16 protein-coding genes are annotated in these 15,539 nt (G+C 61.7%); 11 read left to right on the plus strand and 5 right to left on the minus strand.

Annotated features, from left to right (window positions below; translation table 11 throughout):
- Window positions 1–76: 76 nt before the first annotated feature.
- From HU764_RS13850 to HU764_RS13860, 3 genes are all read left to right on the plus strand, one after another.
- Window positions 77–1,096: a branched-chain amino acid aminotransferase gene (locus HU764_RS13850; protein ID WP_186702687.1), complete on the plus strand. Its 1,020-nt coding sequence runs from the start codon at window positions 77–79 to the stop codon at window positions 1,094–1,096.
- A gap of 158 nt (window positions 1,097–1,254) precedes the next feature.
- Window positions 1,255–1,935, plus strand: coding sequence for a response regulator transcription factor (locus HU764_RS13855; RefSeq protein ID WP_027594822.1), 681 nt, complete (start codon window positions 1,255–1,257; stop codon window positions 1,933–1,935).
- Window positions 1,913–3,304: a sensor histidine kinase gene (locus HU764_RS13860; RefSeq protein ID WP_186702688.1), complete on the plus strand. Its 1,392-nt coding sequence runs from the start codon at window positions 1,913–1,915 to the stop codon at window positions 3,302–3,304. Before HU764_RS13855 ends, HU764_RS13860 begins: the two co-directional genes overlap by 23 nt.
- On the opposite strand, the gene HU764_RS13865 is transcribed toward HU764_RS13860, so the two are convergent.
- Window positions 3,217–4,062, minus strand: coding sequence for an AraC family transcriptional regulator (locus HU764_RS13865; protein ID WP_186702689.1), 846 nt, complete (start codon window positions 4,060–4,062; stop codon window positions 3,217–3,219). The genes HU764_RS13860 and HU764_RS13865 overlap by 88 nt on opposite strands.
- 113 nt (window positions 4,063–4,175) lie before the next feature.
- Between HU764_RS13865 and HU764_RS13870 the strand changes: the two genes are divergently transcribed.
- Window positions 4,176–5,063 (plus strand): EamA family transporter, encoded by an 888-nt coding sequence (locus HU764_RS13870; RefSeq protein ID WP_186702690.1) that lies wholly within the window; start codon window positions 4,176–4,178, stop codon window positions 5,061–5,063.
- A gap of 45 nt (window positions 5,064–5,108) precedes the next feature.
- Here HU764_RS13870 and cysS read toward each other — a convergent pair whose 3' ends face one another.
- Together cysS and HU764_RS13880 are read right to left on the minus strand one after the other, a co-directional pair.
- A complete protein-coding gene (cysS, locus tag HU764_RS13875; RefSeq protein ID WP_186702691.1) occupies window positions 5,109–6,491 on the minus strand; it encodes a cysteine--tRNA ligase in 1,383 nt (460 codons plus the stop codon).
- Window positions 6,492–6,500: 9 nt separating this feature from the next.
- Window positions 6,501–8,204, minus strand: coding sequence for a glutamine--tRNA ligase/YqeY domain fusion protein (locus tag HU764_RS13880; protein WP_027594817.1), 1,704 nt, complete (start codon window positions 8,202–8,204; stop codon window positions 6,501–6,503).
- A gap of 249 nt (window positions 8,205–8,453) precedes the next feature.
- Here HU764_RS13880 and HU764_RS13885 point away from each other — a divergent pair, with 249 nt between their 5' ends.
- The gene (locus HU764_RS13885; protein ID WP_186676526.1) at window positions 8,454–8,957 is read left to right on the plus strand and encodes a peptidylprolyl isomerase; all 504 of its coding nucleotides are present in this window, start codon (window positions 8,454–8,456) and stop codon (window positions 8,955–8,957) included.
- Complete coding sequence (locus HU764_RS13890) at window positions 8,954–9,676, plus strand: UDP-2,3-diacylglucosamine diphosphatase (RefSeq protein ID WP_085273483.1); 723 nt, start codon at window positions 8,954–8,956, stop codon at window positions 9,674–9,676. Before HU764_RS13885 ends, HU764_RS13890 begins: the two co-directional genes overlap by 4 nt.
- 139 nt (window positions 9,677–9,815) lie before the next feature.
- On the opposite strand, the gene pvdQ is transcribed toward HU764_RS13890, so the two are convergent.
- Entirely contained in the window at window positions 9,816–12,107 is a 2,292-nt protein-coding gene (gene pvdQ / locus HU764_RS13895; protein WP_186702692.1) for a bifunctional acylase PvdQ, read from the minus strand.
- A 197-nt stretch (window positions 12,108–12,304) separates the two neighbouring features.
- On the opposite strand from pvdQ, the gene HU764_RS13900 reads away from it, so the two are divergent.
- The gene (locus tag HU764_RS13900) at window positions 12,305–12,679 is read left to right on the plus strand and encodes a fe2+ zn2+ uptake regulation protein (RefSeq protein ID WP_186702693.1); all 375 of its coding nucleotides are present in this window, start codon (window positions 12,305–12,307) and stop codon (window positions 12,677–12,679) included.
- Between the two features lie 36 nt (window positions 12,680–12,715).
- On the opposite strand, the gene HU764_RS13905 is transcribed toward HU764_RS13900, so the two are convergent.
- Window positions 12,716–12,904 carry a hypothetical protein gene (locus HU764_RS13905; protein WP_027594812.1) on the minus strand — a complete coding sequence of 63 codons (189 nt, stop codon included), beginning with the start codon at window positions 12,902–12,904 and terminating at the stop codon, window positions 12,716–12,718.
- Between the two features lie 149 nt (window positions 12,905–13,053).
- On the opposite strand from HU764_RS13905, the gene HU764_RS13910 reads away from it, so the two are divergent.
- The 4 genes from HU764_RS13910 (at window position 13,054) to HU764_RS13925 (ending at window position 15,530) form a co-directional block, all read left to right on the plus strand.
- Complete coding sequence (locus HU764_RS13910) at window positions 13,054–13,512, plus strand: hypothetical protein (protein WP_186676520.1); 459 nt, start codon at window positions 13,054–13,056, stop codon at window positions 13,510–13,512.
- Window positions 13,513–13,762: 250 nt separating this feature from the next.
- Complete coding sequence (locus HU764_RS13915) at window positions 13,763–14,170, plus strand: Mor transcription activator family protein (protein WP_186676518.1); 408 nt, start codon at window positions 13,763–13,765, stop codon at window positions 14,168–14,170.
- 40 nt (window positions 14,171–14,210) lie between these two features.
- On the plus strand, window positions 14,211–14,909 hold the full coding sequence (locus tag HU764_RS13920; RefSeq protein WP_186676516.1) for a DUF2589 domain-containing protein: 699 nt from the start codon (window positions 14,211–14,213) through the stop codon (window positions 14,907–14,909).
- Between the two features lie 60 nt (window positions 14,910–14,969).
- Window positions 14,970–15,530, plus strand: coding sequence for a DUF2589 domain-containing protein (locus HU764_RS13925; protein ID WP_186676512.1), 561 nt, complete (start codon window positions 14,970–14,972; stop codon window positions 15,528–15,530).
- Window positions 15,531–15,539 lie beyond the last annotated feature (9 nt).

Below are 15,539 nucleotides of genomic sequence, written 5' to 3' on the forward strand. Positions count from 1 at the left end.
GATGTATTATCGTGGCGTGGTGCGCATATAACAGCAGCCCGAGCGATCGGGCATCTGCAAGACAATCGAGGGTGTCATGAGTAACGAGAGCATTAACTGGGACAAGCTGGGTTTCGACTACATCAAGACCGATAAACGCTACCTGTCCGTATGGCGCAATGGCGAGTGGGACAAAGGCACCCTGACCGAAGACAACGTACTGCACATCAGTGAAGGCTCCACTGCCCTGCACTACGGCCAACAGTGCTTCGAGGGCCTGAAGGCCTACCGTTGCAAGGACGGCTCGATCAACCTGTTCCGCCCGGACCAGAACGCCGCACGCATGCAGCGCAGCTGCGCCCGCCTGCTGATGCCACAGGTGCCGACCGATGTGTTCATCGAAGCGTGCAAGCAAGTGGTCAAGGCCAACGAGCGTTTCGTGCCGCCCCATGGCAAAGGCGCCCTGTACCTGCGCCCGTTCGTGATCGGCACCGGCGACAACATCGGCGTGCGCACCGCCCCCGAGTTCATCTTCTCGGTCTTCGCCATCCCGGTTGGCTCGTACTTCAAAGGCGGCATGAAGCCGCACAACTTCCAGATCTCCAGCTTCGACCGTGCCGCCCCGCAAGGCACCGGCGCGGCCAAAGTCGGTGGCAACTACGCTGCCAGCCTGCAGCCAGGTGCTGAAGCCAAGAAAGCCAACTTCGCCGACGCCATCTACCTCGATCCGCTGACTCACACCAAGATCGAGGAAGTCGGTTCGGCCAACTTCTTCGGCATCACCGCCAACAATGAGTTCGTGACTCCGAAGTCGGCCTCCGTGCTGCCAGGCATCACCCGCCTGTCGCTGATGGAACTGGCGTCCTCGCGCCTGGGCCTGAAAGTGATCGAAGGCGATGTCGAGATCAACAACCTCGACCGCTTCACCGAAGCAGGCGCTTGCGGTACCGCTGCGGTAATCACCCCGATCGGTGGCATCGAGTACAACGGCAAGCTGCACGTCTTCCATGACCTGGAAAAAGTCGGCCCGGTAACCCAAAAGCTCTACAACGAGCTGACTGGCATCCAGAGCGGTGACGTCGAAGCACCGGCAGGCTGGATCGTCAAGGTCGCCTGAGGCGCTTTGCAAGCCTGACAAAGGGGCATGCCAGATGATGGCATGCCCTTTTTTTTGGCTGCTGGGTCGGGCCCGAACCGCCAGATGAATTTTTCTTAAATCGCCGTTTGTCTATTCTTTGGCACAATCAAGCCTCTATTCGCCGCCCAGGAACCAGCATGCCACGCGTACTGACCATCGAAGACGACGCCGTCACCGGCCAGGAAATCGTCGCCGAACTCTCCAGCCACGGCCTGGACGTGGATTGGGCCGACAATGGCCGGGAAGGCCTGGCCAAGGCGATTGCCGGTGGCTACGACCTGATTACCCTGGACCGTATGCTGCCCGAAGTCGATGGCTTGACCATCGTCACGACCTTGCGCAACCTGAAAATCGCCACGCCGATCCTGATGATCAGCGCCCTGTCCGACGTTGACGAACGCGTGCGTGGCCTGCGTGCCGGGGGGGATGACTACTTGACCAAGCCGTTCGCCTCGGACGAAATGGCCGCCCGTGTCGAGGTGCTGCTGCGCCGCAACAGCGTGCCTATGACCCAGACCCGCCTGCAAGTCGCCGACCTGCAGCTGGACCTGATCAGCCACGAAGCACGCCGCGGCGAGCACACCCTCAACCTGCTGCCGACCGAGTACAAACTGCTCGAATACCTGATGCGCCACAGCGGCCAGGTGATCACGCGGATGATGATCTTCGAAGAAGTCTGGGGCTATCACTTCGACCCGGGCACCAACCTCATCGACGTCCATATCGGCCGCTTGCGCAAGAAGATCGACTCGCCCGGCCAATCGCCGCTGATCCGTACGGTACGGGGCTCCGGCTATGCCATTGCTGAACCCGTCTAAGGGCTGGAGCTCGTCAACCAGCCGCTTGCTGGCGCTGTACAGCTTTCTGTTCGTGGCTTGGAGCAGCATCCTGATGGGGGTGCTGTACTTCGAGGTCTCCAGCTACCTGAACAAACTGACCCGCCATTCCATGCTGCAGCGCCAGCACCTGTTCGCACACATGAGCGGCAAGCAACTGGACGACGCCTTGATTGCCAGCCAGGCGTTCGAGGAGCGCAGCTTCGATGCCTACGGCCTGTTCGATGCCCAGCTCAACCCGCTTGGCGGCCGCCTGCGCACGCTGCCTTCGGAGCTAGGCTTGGACGGCAAGGTGCATGAGCTCAAACGCTGCCTGGACGCCGATGACCCGCACATGCCACGCGACAGCTGCGACGCCGTGGCCATCAAAGTGCAGGATGGCCGTTGGCTGGTGCTGGTACGGGACAATGGCTCGTTGTTCGTGGTCACGCGGATCATCCTGCATGCCCTGCTCTGGGGTATTTCCCTGACCTTGATCCCCGGGTTTGCCGGCTGGTACCTGCTGCGGCGCAGGCCGCTCAAGCGCATTCGCGCGATTCAGGCCCAGGCCGAGTTGATCGTCGCCGGCGACCTCACCCACCGGCTGCCGCTGTCAGCCCGTCGCGACGAGCTGGACATGCTTGCCGCCATCGTCAATGCCATGCTCGACCGCATCGAGCGGTTGATGCACGAGGTCAAGGGGGTGTGCGACAACATTGCCCACGACCTGCGCACGCCGCTGACCCGCCTGCGCGCGCAGCTGTACCGAATCCGCCAGCAGAGTGCTACCGACTCGGCGCAGGCCGAGGCACTCGACCAGGCGATTGGCGAAACCGATACCTTGATGGCGCGCTTTCGCGGCTTGTTGCGCATCAGTGAACTGGAGGACCGTCAGCGGCGTGCAGGTTTTGTACAACTCGACCCGCATGATCTGCTGGTAGAGCTGCACGACTTCTACCTGCCGCTGGCGGAGGATGGCGGTATCCGCCTGGAACTTGCGCAGCCCGCGCAGCTACCGGCGCTGCACGGTGACCGCGAACTGCTGTTCGAGGCATTGGCCAATCTAGTGGGCAACGCTATCAAGTTCACCCCAGAGGGTGGCCGCGTGCGCGTGCTGGCGACGCAGGACGACCAAGGCCTGCACATCGCCATCGAAGACAGCGGCCCGGGAATTCCTGAAGAGGAACGTACGGCGGTACTCAAGCGGTTCTATCGCAGCGAGGAAGGTCACCGGCACCCAGGTTTCGGGCTGGGCCTGTCGATCGTTGCCGCGATCGTCGACCTTCATGGGTTTGCGCTGGAGGTAGGCGCCAGCGAACTGGGCGGCGCCGGGCTGGTACTGCATTGCCCATTGATGGGGGCATCGAAGTAGCGGCTGGGCGCCTCGCCCAGCAAGCGCTTGAACACGGTCGCAAAGGCGCTCGGGCTGCTGTAGCCAAGCGCCATCGCGACGCGGGTGACCGGCTCCCCCTTGCCAAGCCGCACCACGGCGTCCAGCAAGCATGCCTGCTGGCGCCATTCAATAAAGCTGATCCCGGTGTACACGCGAAACTGGCGCGTGAAGGTGCGCCGGCTCATGCAGGCCCAGTCCGCCATGCCATCGATGCCTGTTTGCAGCGAAGGCGCCGCCAGAAACGCTCTGCATGCCCGCGCAAGGCGCGGCTCCTCGGGGATCGGCGCATTCAGCGACAGCGCCGGCATGTCGGCAATTTCATGCAGCAGCAAGCCCATCAAGCAGGAATCACGCCCCTGCAGGGGGTACTGCGCAGGCACTTCGATCGCCTTTTCAAGCAGCTGCTGCACCAAAGGGGAAACCGCAAACACCTGACAATGCCCAGGCAACCCAACCCGCTCGGCGGCCTGCGGGCAAATATAGGCATTGAGCATGGTCACCGGGCCACGCATCTGCATGGCATGGGCCACTTGTGCAGGCACCCAGATGGCCCGTAACGGCGGCACGGCCCAATTACCTGATTCGGTTGCAACCGTGATCACGCCGCAAGCGGCAAAGGCAAACTGGCCGCGACCATGGCGATGCATCGGGAACAGTTCGCCGTCCGCAAAGGCCTTTCTCGTCACCACCACATCACAAGGCGTGTCGTCGTACAGCGTATCGTCAACGTAGGTCATGGCCTGATTTTAATTAGATTCGACCTTGAATTGAAAGCGGGCCAAACCGTTACCGCGGCATAGTGACTGAAGCGTCAAGGCGCACTGCCGCGACCTCAGAAGATTGCCAAACCATGCACAGAAAACACCTGACCCTTGCCGTCCTGGTCACAGCCCTATGGGGCCTCAACTTCCCGATCACCAAACTGGGCTTGGCCCACGTCGACCCACTGCTGCTCACCGGCTTACGCTTCGCGCTGTGCGCATTGCCGTGGGTGTTTTTCGTCAAGCGCCCCAAGGTTGCCGTCCGCTGGTTAGGTGCCTACGGCCTGATCTTCGGCGTAGCCATGTGGGCATTGATCAATCTCGGCATCGCCATGGGTGTGCCACCGGGCAGCGCCTCGCTGCTGATTCAGTTCAGTGCATTCTTTACCCTGGCGTGGGGCTGCTTGCTGTTTCGCGAGCCCCTGACCGGCCCGCAACTGGTCGGCATCGGGCTGGCGGCGACCGGCTTGGTTGGCATCCTCGCAGCAAGCCCGGGCAAAACCACGACAACAGGGTTGCTGCTGGTCTTGATCAGCGCACTGGCCTGGAGCATCGGCAACGTCATCATCAAGCTGTCAAAGGTGAAGGAAATCTTTGCCTTCGTGGTATGGGCCAGCCTATTTGCGCCAATACCCTTGCTGTCGCTCACGTGGTGGCTGCATGGCGCAACCCCGTTCGTGGCACTGGCAGCGCAGACGAATGCCGTCGTGGTCTTTTCCCTGGTCTTCCAGGTGTATGCCGCGACGCACTTCTGCTATTGGGGATGGAACTACCTGCTGCGCGAATACCCGGTGTCCACGGTAGCGCCGCTGTCGCTGCTGATTCCGGTATTCGGCATCGTCAGCTCAGCCTTGATCGTGGATGAGGTGCCTAGCGGCTGGGAGTGGCTGTGTATTGCCCTGATTTTGTCAGCGCTGGCGGTTGGCATGAAGAAAGGGCGAGTGGTGCTGGGGAGAAAACCGCTGCCTGCTGCTTAGTGGCGTGTCGCGAAAGGGCTGCGTGGCAGCCCCTCGCGCCATTGATCAGTCCGCCAAGCGCCAGGTAGTCCCGCCCTTGCCGTCTTCCAGCACCACGCCCATGGCGGTCAGCTGGTCACGGACACGGTCGGATTCCGCCCAGTTCTTGTCTGCACGCGCCTGCAGGCGCGCCTGGATCAACGCTTCCACTTCAGCCGCATCGACCTTGCCTTCTGCGCCTGCACGCAGGAAGTCGTCGGCCTCCAATTGCAGCACACCCAGCACATCGCCCAGCTCACGCAGGCGACCGGCAAGGCCCGCTGCCGCGTCCGGATCGCTGTCGCGCAGGCGATTGATCTCGCGCACCAGGTCAAACAGCACGGCGCAGGCTTCCGGGGTGCCGAAGTCGTCGTTCATCGCCATGCTGAAGCGCTCGACAAACGCCTCGCCGCCCTTGGCCGGCACTCGTGGCAAGCCGCGCAGGGCGTGGTAGAAGCGCTCCAACGCGCCTTTTGCATCGCGCAGGCTGTCTTCGGAGTAGTTGATGGCACTGCGGTAGTGGCTGGCCACCAGCAGGTAGCGCACGACCTCCGGGTGATACTTCTCGAGCACGTCACGGATGGTGAAGAAGTTGTTCAACGACTTGGACATCTTCTCGCCGTTGATACGGATCATGCCGCAGTGCATCCAGGCATTGGCGTACTGCTTGCCGGTGGCCGCCTCGCTCTGGGCGATCTCATTCTCGTGGTGCGGGAACTCCAGGTCGCTGCCACCACCGTGGATGTCGAAGCTCTCGCCCAGGCAGCAGGTGGACATCACCGAGCACTCGATGTGCCAGCCAGGACGGCCCGGGCCCCACGGCGATTCCCAGCTCGGCTCGCCCGGCTTGACGCCCTTCCACAGCACGAAGTCGAGCGGGTCCTGCTTGGCCTCGTCGACCTCGATGCGGGCACCGATGCGCAGGTCTTCGATCTTCTTGCGCGACAGTTTGCCGTACCCGACGAACTTGCCTACCCGGTAGTACACGTCGCCGTTACCCGGCGCGTAGGCGTAGCCCTTGTCGATCAGCGTCTGGATCATGGCGTGCATGCCCGCGATGTGATCGGTGGCACGTGGCTCCTGGTCCGGCGGCAGGATGTTGAGGCGGCGCTCGTCTTCGTGCATCGCGTCGATCATGCGGGCGGTCAGCGCGTCGAAGGTCTCGCCGTTCTCGTTGGCCCGGTTGATGATCTTGTCGTCGATGTCGGTGATGTTGCGCACATAGGTCAGCTCGTAGCCGCTCTTGCGCAGCCAACGGGTGACCAGGTCGAAGGCCACCATGCTGCGGCCGTGGCCAAGGTGGCAGTAGTCGTACACGGTCATGCCGCACACGTACATGCGCACCTTATTGCCATCCAGCGGCTTGAAGGCTTCCTTGGTTTTGCTCAGCGTGTTGTAGATGTTAAGCACGACGGTTCCTTAGCTGCCCCAGGAGTCACGCAGGGTGACGGTGCGGTTGAACACCGGGCGACCCGGCTGGCTGTCCTTGAGGTCGGCGCAGAAGTAGCCTTCGCGCTCGAACTGGAAGCGGTCTTCAGGCTGCGCCTGGCCCAGCGACGGTTCGGCGCGGCAGCCGGTCAGCACTTGCAGCGAATCTGGGTTGATGTTGTCCAGGAAGCTGCCGCCGTCTTCGGTCTTTTCCGGGTTTGGCGAACGGAACAGGCGGTCGTACAGGCGCACTTCACACTCGACGCTGCCTGCGGCCGGCACCCAGTGGATCACACCCTTGACCTTGCGGCCTTCCGGGTTTTTGCCCAGGGTGTCCGGGTCGTACGAGCAACGCAGTTCGACGATGTTGCCGTCGGCATCCTTGATGGCTTCATCAGCGCGGATCACGTAGCTGCCACGCAGGCGCACTTCACCGGCCGGTTCCAGGCGCTTGTAGCCCTTCGGCGGTTCTTCCATGAAGTCGTCGCGGTCGATGTACAGCTCGCGGGCGAACGGTAGGACACGTACCCCCATGTCTTCCTTCGGGTGGCGCGGCAGTTCGAGCTGCTCGACCTGGCCTTCCGGGTAGTTGGTGATGACCACTTTCAGCGGGCGCAGTACGCACATGGCACGTGGCGCGGTGCGGTCGAGGTCGTCACGGATGCTGAACTCAAGCATCGACATGTCGACCACGCCGTCGGAACGGTTGGTACCGATCATCTCGCAGAAATTGCGGATCGACGCCGGCGTGTAACCGCGGCGGCGGAAGCCGGACAGGGTCGACATGCGCGGGTCATCCCAGGCGTCGACGTGTTTCTCATCGACCAACTGCTTGAGCTTGCGCTTGGAGGTGATGGTGTAGTTCAGGTTCAGGCGGCTGAACTCGTACTGACGTGGGTGCGCCGGCACCGGCAGGTTGTCGAGGAACCAGTCGTACAGCGGACGGTGCCCTTCGAACTCCAGGGTGCAGATCGAGTGGGTAATGCCCTCGATGGCGTCCGACTGGCCGTGGGTGAAGTCGTAGTTGGGGTAGATGCACCACTTGTCACCGGTCTGGTGATGGTGGGCATGACGGATGCGGTAAAGAATCGGGTCGCGCAAGTTCATGTTCGGCGACGCCATGTCGATCTTGGCCCGCAGCACGCGCTCGCCGTCCTTGAACTCGCCGGCCTTCATGCGTGCGAACAGGTCGAGGTTTTCTTCGACGCTGCGCTCGCGGAACGGGCTGTTCTTGCCAGGCTCCTTGAGGTTGCCGCGGTATTCCTTGGCCTGATCAGGGGTCAGGTCGCAGACATAGGCCTTGCCACGCTTGATCAGCTCGACCGCCCAATCGTGCAACTGGTCGAAGTAGTTGGAGGCATAGCGCACGTCGCCGGCCCAGTCGAAGCCCAGCCACTTGACGTCGCTCTGGATGGCGTCGATGTATTCCTGGTCTTCCTTGGCCGGGTTGGTATCGTCGAAACGCAGGTGGCAGACGCCACCGAATTCCTTGGCCAGGCCAAAGTTCACGCAGATCGACTTGGCGTGACCAATGTGCAGATAACCGTTGGGCTCCGGCGGGAAGCGGGTGACGATGCTGCTGTGCTTGCCCGAGTCCAGGTCGGCCTGGATGATCGGCCGCAGGAAGTTCGCAGGGACAGCGGGGGCGCCTTTGGCAGCGGCGTTGGGCGCGTTGTCGGCAGTGGGCTTGCTCATAGGATCCTTGAATGCACGTGTCCGGCCTGGGTAGGCCGATTGAATCAAAGGGCCTATCATAGCCGAAGCAGTCAAGCTGCTGACAGCCGGGCTCGGACAAACTGGCGTGATTTATCACGGCTTTTTGCCGCAGGCTGGCAAAATGGCCTGTGCGCGCCATTGTGTCGCGATCGCCTGATACTGCGTCAGGTGATAACCCGCGTACTGCGCACCCTAATTCCTTAATGCCTTGAAAGAGCGAATTTCAGCATGTCCAAAGTCAAACTGAGCACCAACCACGGCGACATCGTCCTGCAACTGAACGCCGAAAAAGCCCCGCTGACCGTTGCCAACTTCCTGGCATACGTTGAAGCCGGTCACTACTCGAACACCGTGTTCCACCGGGTGATCAAGGGCTTCATGATCCAGGGCGGCGGTTTCGAGCCAGGCATGAACGAAAAGCGTGACAAGCGTGCCAGCATCCAGAACGAAGCCGACAACGGCCTGAAGAACGACAAGTACACCATCGCCATGGCCCGCACCATGGAGCCGCACTCGGCCTCGGCGCAGTTCTTCATCAACGCCTCCAACAACGACTTCCTCAACCACAGCGGCAAGAACGTGCAGGGTTGGGGCTACGCGGTATTCGGCGAAGTGATCGAAGGCCGTGAAATCGTCGACGCCATCGAAAAAGTCGCCACCGGTTCAAAAGCGGGCCACCAGGACGTACCGAAAGAAGACGTGATCATCGAGAAAGCCGAGATCATTGGGTGATACTGCTGATCTCCGATCTGCACCTGCAAGAAGAACGCCCGGATATCACCCGGGCGTTTCTTGATCTGCTCGATGGCCGTGCGCGGCATGCCAAAGCGCTCTACATCCTGGGCGACTTCTTCGAAGCGTGGATCGGCGACGATGCCATGACGCCGTTCCAGCAGTCGATCTGCCAGGCCATGCGCCAGTTGAGCGACAGCGGTACGGCGGTCTACCTGATGCACGGCAACCGTGATTTCCTGATTGGTCAGGACTTTTGCGATGCCGCGGGCTGCACCTTGCTGGCCGACCCAAGCGTTGTCGAACTGGGCGGTGAGCAGGTGCTGCTGATGCATGGTGACACGCTGTGCACGCGGGACGTGGCCTACATGAAGCTGCGTCGTTACCTGCGCAATCCGTTGAGCCTTTGGATTCTGCGGCACCTGCCGCTGTCCACGCGGCACAAGCTGGCGCGCAAGCTACGCAGTGAAAGCCGCACGCAAACGCGCATGAAGGCCACGGAAATCGTCGACGTCACGCCAGAGGAAGTGCCCAAGGTGATGGCGGCGCACGGTGTCAGGACGCTGGTTCACGGTCACACCCACCGGCCGGCGATTCACAAGCTGGTGGTGGACGGGCAACCGGCACGGCGCATTGTGCTAGGGGACTGGGACCGCCGGGGCTGGACCCTGCAGGTCGATGAACAGGGCTTTCAGTTAACGCCGTTCGAGTTTTCCTGACTACCCGGAAATCTGGGGCCGCTTCGCAGCCCATCGCAGGCAAGCCAGCTCCTACAGGTACAGCGTATTCCCAGGGATTCGCACATACCTGTAGGAGCTGGCTTGCCTGCGATGGGCTGCAAAGCAGCCCCAGATTCACTTATCTATCCCCTTCGCTGATTACTGTCTCGCGATACGCCGGATCTGCCTTTATCTGCGCTTCGGTAAACGGCATCACTGCCAGCTGCTTGGCCGAGAATGCCTTGGTCTGGTCATGCGCATGCGCCGAGCCCACCTCGCTTGACTGTGAAAACGCCAGCAGCCCACGCGCCTCCGGCCCTTGTTCGGTAAAGCTGACCAGTTGCAGGTAGCTGGTACCACTGACCACCAGGCGCTTGCCCGGCCCATGCGGCACACTGTGGATCGCGTTGTACACCCCAAGCCCCTGCGGCCCGCCAGGCACCGGCGTACCATCGATAGCCTGCTGCACCTGCCCCCAACGGCTGTCGCCCCCGACCCCGCTTTTTGCCACTTGCTGCTGGGACGCCAACGCCGCCTCGTGCAGCAGTTTGCGCACTGCCGCCTGCTCGACCGCCAGGCCACGCGGCGTATGCTGCGGGTCGGCCGGGTTGAACGCTACCCGCCAGCTTTCAGGGTGAGCCGCCAGGGCCTCGAGCATGTTTTCGAAATGCACCAGGCCAACGCCGCTGTCCAGGTCTGCCTTGCCATTCCAGGCGACCAGGCTGGCACACACAGGCTGCACATCTGCCTCGGCACCCTTGCACCACGCCAGCAGGTCCGGCAGCAGCAGGCTCGCGAGGTAGACTTCATCATCCATCACCATGCGCTGCAGGTCGTCTACACCCAGCTTGGCCGTGCCTTGCAGGCGCTGCAGGGCAAAACGCCCACGCATGCCGAGGGGCTGGTCATCACGGCTGACCAGCGGCGAAAACCCGGTCAACGGCTGAGCCGGGTTGGCCATCCAGGCAGGGTCGTTGGAGTTCTGCACGAAGTCCTTGCGCGCGAGGCTCGGCAGCAATCGTGCGGGGAAGATGCCGGGCTGCGCGGCCTGCGCGTCGACCTTCCACTGGCAGGCACTGCGCGAACCATCGAGCACCACCATGCGCCCTTGCGCCTTGGGGTCGCCGCACTCACTCAGCAGTTGCTGGTCGACGTACGGCACCACCGACTGGTTCAGGTACAGCGCCCCGCCCCCCTCATCGACAGCAAGCGTGTTGACCCAGGGAATGCCCTGCAACTGCTGCACCGAGCCCTTCAACGCGTCCAGGCTGTCGGCGCGGTTGATGCGGTACCACTGCTGCAACACTCGCGTATTGTCCAGGTTGGCGTCGCGCAGGCTGTAGGCCGCACGCGCGTCCCAATCCAGGCGCCCCGGCCATTGCACCACTGGCCCGAATTCCGAGCTGTAAACTTGGCGTGATACTTGGCTCAAGGTGCCATCTTCGGCCTTGACCGTGACACTGACGACCTGCCGCATCAACGGCACAGACTTGCCATCGAGCAGGTAGCGGGTCGGATCCTTCGGGTCCAGCTGAAGGCGGTAAAGGGTGAAATGGTTTGACGTGTCGACCGTATGTGTCCAAGCCAGATGCCGGTTGAAGCCGATATTCACCACAGGTAAGCCCGGCAGTGCCGCCCCCATCACATTCAGCTGGCCCGGTATGGTCAGTTGCATCTGGTAGAAGCGCATGCCGCCCATCCAGGGAAAGTGCGGATTGGCCAGCAGCAGGCCACGGCCATTGGCCGAGCGCTGCGAACCGACGGCCACAGCGTTGCTGCCACGCTCCGAGGCAAAACGCTCCTGCCGGGCCAACGCCGTGGCAAAGCCTGTGGCCTCGCGCTGGCTCGTCAATGAGGGCGGCTGCGCCCCTGCCAGCGCCTCGGCGAACTGTCCAACGCCCCCTTCAGCCAACAGGCGACGGGTCAACTTGACCAAGTCTTCGCGGGTGATCGGCCGCACCCAGTCACCCTGCCCGCACTCTGCCGGCAGGCCTTGGCTGCGACGCTCGGCGAGGGCACGGTTGAAGCCGCGCGCATAGCCATCGAGCAGGTCACGCACCGGTGCCGGTTGTGCCTGCAGAAATGCCCCCACTGCGCTCGCCGTATTGAGCCAGGTGAAGAACAGGTCGCTGGCAAGGTTGTCCCGTTGCTCGATGGTCTTGGCCTTGGCACCGAAGTGCCGCGATCGCTCGCCGCTGACCGTCAGCACTTCGTTGGCCAACAGGCACAGGTTGTCCTGTGCGTAGGCATAGCCGATGCCATACCCAAGGCCGCGCTCATCCTTGGCCACGATGTGCGGTACTCCGTAGCTGGTACGCCGGATCTGCGCACTGGCATCCGTGCTGGCGGGCTGCGCCAGCGCAGCAGTGCTGAAGGCGACCAGCGCAGCCGCCAGGCCAGCGCTGTTTATGGGACGAGAAATCGAAAACACGGGCACACCTCGGATCGGGGGGTCATCCCGATCAGACGAATGGCTGAATGAAAATTTTACGTATTACAAGGCGATAGAACGTCTTGAACAGGGACAGGCATATTTTTTTTCGAGCGGGCTGCAGATTTTCCGTTCTCATTCGTCCTAATAAGTGAGGCAACCACATTTCGGGTTAGTCCACGAAAAGGAGCATTCACATGTACAACCCGCAACCCTCAATGCAGGCTGCACGTGTACCCGGCAAAGCGCCCAAGGGACAGGACGTTTTCGCCGAAGAACGTGTCGGTAACGAACAGATTCGCGAACTTTTACGCACCTTTGGCTTGCGCACCAGCCTGATCCGCTTGAAGGTGATCGATGCGCTGCATGCGGCCGACCGCCATGGCCGCAGCATTGGCGTGCGTGGCGTGCACGCGCAACTGGAACAACTGGACATTCCGCTGTCGTTCCTGAGCGTACGCGAAGTGCTCAAGCGGCTGTGCGCCGAAGGCGTCATCAACCTGGGCAGCGACAAATGTTACAGCCTCAACCCCCAGGCCCGCGCCGTGCTGGATCAAGCGTCCCCACGCTGAGCGTACGGCCGGCCACACCTGGCCGGCCCGCACAGGTCAGGGCTTGACCTTGCGCCGCAGAATGCCGTTGATGACCACCACGACCACCGCAATGGCGATCGCCAGCAACTGGAAGGTCTGCTCACTGATCGTGCCCTGCTTTTGCAGGTGGGACAGGCCAACCATGAGGCCCAGTACCACCAGGATGATCAGAAGTGAATATTTGAGGCGCTGCACGTGTGTCATTGAAAGTTCCTTGCAACATCAGGGGCAAAAGGCTCGCAACGAGCCGCGGCAATGATACAACGCCCACCCGCACTGGCGCTGCATTTCCTGCTTAGTGTGGTGCCACTCGCCTGAAAGCATGGGCCCTCATCGCCCGTGCCGGAGGCACCATGTACAAATCCCTGCTGTTCGCATCCCTTGCTGTGACGCCCCTCCCTCTTTACGCACTGGACACGCGCCAGGCGCCCACCGAACAGTTGCTCAAGCTAGGCAATGAACTGGGGGCCAGCGCCGGATCCAGTCAATGGCAACAACTCTGGTACAGCGTTCGCGAAGCGGGTTACCTGCAGGCTCATGCCACCCAGGTGCACTTCACCGTGCCGGCAACCCTGTTACCGGAGTTGGCCCGACAAACACTGGCACAGGCCGACCAAGTGCACGCAGTGAAGCAGACTCGGGCACTTTATCGCCGAGATTTTCCCGATCGCATTATAGGAAAACGCGCCGAGCATGCGTTCCGCGCGCTGTGCCTGCTGGTCGACTGGCGCGCCCTGCCCCAAGACATGAGCACGACCCCCAAGGCATACCTGAGAAGCGCAAGCCTGTTGAGCATCTATCCGTGCGACTGAAGGTCACTGGCCCCAGCAAGTGAGTCATGGCGTGTCACAGCGGGAATTCAACGGCTGCAGCGAATAGTTGAAGGCATGTCCTACAAGAAGGGAAATCACTGCCTGCAAACACTGTTCAACGAGGCTACAAACCCAAGCCTATATGGCGCCTAGCGACGCACCTTGGCTCTACCTGAGAATTCGGTCACACCTTCGACACAACGCCGCAGGTGATCGCTTACCACATCTACACCGAACGATGGAGCGTCGCATGGAGTTACCAGACCTTACCCGGATAGACATCAGCCAGTTACCCCACTCACTGCAAGCGCTGATCGACTGCATCGGTATCGACAATGCATTCCAGCTCACCTGCGCCTATGGCGGCAGACCCAAATACATCCCCAAGCACCGCGAGCGCACCAAGCTCGCGAATGTGCTCCCGGCCGAGGCGCTCGATGCGCTGATCAAGCGCTTCGCTGGTGTGGCCCTGGAAATCCCCAAAGCCGACCACTTCATGCGCCAGTTGCGCAACCTACAGATCCAGCAGGAAAGCGCCGAGGGCTTGTCACGCAGCCTGCTGGCCGACAAATACGGCCTGAGCCTGCGGCAGATCGGCAATATCCGCCGACAGGACCCCCTATGTTCGCTAGGCGATAACCCTAATGGTCGCCACTGACGGCCACGTTTGCTGCACCCATTAAAAAGAGAATCCAGCTATGTCCCTAGACAACAGCCTCATCGGGTCCGTCATCAATGCCTTGCCGATGGATCGCATGATCGCAGGCCCCCTGCAAGCCATGGTTCAGGCACAAGTTACCGCGAGCAAGTCGTACGCCGACTTTCTGATGCAAGTGTGCGTTCAGGAAGGCAAGGCCGTCGCCATCCAGTTCGACTACGACGAAACCATCGTCGATGAACAGGGTGAATACCAAGGCGTCGTCAGCAAAACCATGAAAGTGCCGCTGGTAGCGGCGATCACCCACCCGAACATCGCCATCGAGGAAGGTAATGTCGAGTTCGAACTGACCATCAACCAGATGTCGGAAGACGTGACCGACAAGAACCTGGCCGCATCTGCAACCGGGTCGCTGGGTTGGGGGCCGTTCAAGCTCAACGTCAAGGGCAGCATCAGCCACAAGTCCACGCAAACCCGCAAGACCGATACCCGCGCCCGCTACGCTTTCAGCACGACCCTGAAGCGCCAAGACCCGCCTGAAGCGATGATGAGGGTCATCGATTTCCTGACCGAGGCCGCCACCAAACCCACTGTCGTCAAGTCCGCGAAGCTGAATAGCCCGGACGTGATCTCGCAAGCCGACACGCTCAACGGCCTCGCGAACGGCAGCAAACCAGCGCCCGCTGCTCAGAATGCGCCGGGCAGTAAAGCAACGCCTGGGGCACTTGCTGCCAACTGAGGTCGGTAATGATCGCCCCCTCGCAACAGGGGGCACCCCCTGGACCCAGGAGCCGAACGTTTGGACAAGTCCCCCGCCCCCATGACATCCATCGACCTGCGCGAGATCACACGCGGCCTGCAAGAAGCCGCCAGCGCCACCAACAGCCTGATAGCTCAGCAGTACATCAATCTGTTCGATCAATTCTTCGACTGCGACACCGAAGCACTGGGTGCGCCCATGAAGGCCAAGATGGTCGAAATTGCCATGGATGAGCAGCACATCATGCGTGTGCCCTTGTTTGCGCTAGTGTCGCCCAAGGGCCTGGCACTTGAGCGCATGCAGGTTGACCTGTCGGTCCGCGTGAAGGGCACCGAGGCGCAGCAAGCACTGCTGGCGGCCAGCGAGACGAACGCCGCCAGTTTCAAGGTGACCATTGGTGGCCAGGGCCGCCAGGGCGACAGTCGTGACCCTGACGAGGTGCAGATCCGCATGCAGTTCCAGGCCAGTGAGCCGCCTGAAGCGCTTAACCGGCTGATCGAGGAGTACACCAGCCTGATCACACCGGTGCGCATAGCCAAACCCACACCCCCGCCCACACCCGATACCAATGAGTTCGTCGAGGCTGCCACGGTCCGTTGACCGCGGCGA

This window comes from Pseudomonas kermanshahensis (genome assembly GCF_014269205.2).
Classification (GTDB): domain Bacteria; phylum Pseudomonadota; class Gammaproteobacteria; order Pseudomonadales; family Pseudomonadaceae; genus Aquipseudomonas; species Aquipseudomonas kermanshahensis.

Bases quoted from the DNA above. Each gene is read 5' to 3' on its own strand.
- HU764_RS13850 (WP_186702687.1), top strand. From the start codon at position 77: ATGAGTAACGAGAGCATTAACTGGGACAAGCTGGGTTTCGACTACATC.
- HU764_RS13855 (WP_027594822.1), top strand. From the start codon at position 1,255: ATGCCACGCGTACTGACCATCGAAGACGACGCCGTCACCGGCCAGGAA.
- HU764_RS13860 (WP_186702688.1), top strand. From the start codon at position 1,913: ATGCCATTGCTGAACCCGTCTAAGGGCTGGAGCTCGTCAACCAGCCGC.
- HU764_RS13865 (WP_186702689.1), bottom strand. From the start codon at position 4,062: ATGACCTACGTTGACGATACGCTGTACGACGACACGCCTTGTGATGTG.
- HU764_RS13870 (WP_186702690.1), top strand. From the start codon at position 4,176: ATGCACAGAAAACACCTGACCCTTGCCGTCCTGGTCACAGCCCTATGG.
- HU764_RS13880 (WP_027594817.1), bottom strand. From the start codon at position 8,204: ATGAGCAAGCCCACTGCCGACAACGCGCCCAACGCCGCTGCCAAAGGC.
- HU764_RS13885 (WP_186676526.1), top strand. From the start codon at position 8,454: ATGTCCAAAGTCAAACTGAGCACCAACCACGGCGACATCGTCCTGCAA.
- HU764_RS13900 (WP_186702693.1), top strand. From the start codon at position 12,305: ATGTACAACCCGCAACCCTCAATGCAGGCTGCACGTGTACCCGGCAAA.
- HU764_RS13905 (WP_027594812.1), bottom strand. From the start codon at position 12,904: ATGACACACGTGCAGCGCCTCAAATATTCACTTCTGATCATCCTGGTG.
- HU764_RS13910 (WP_186676520.1), top strand. From the start codon at position 13,054: ATGTACAAATCCCTGCTGTTCGCATCCCTTGCTGTGACGCCCCTCCCT.
- HU764_RS13915 (WP_186676518.1), top strand. From the start codon at position 13,763: ATGGAGTTACCAGACCTTACCCGGATAGACATCAGCCAGTTACCCCAC.
- HU764_RS13920 (WP_186676516.1), top strand. From the start codon at position 14,211: ATGTCCCTAGACAACAGCCTCATCGGGTCCGTCATCAATGCCTTGCCG.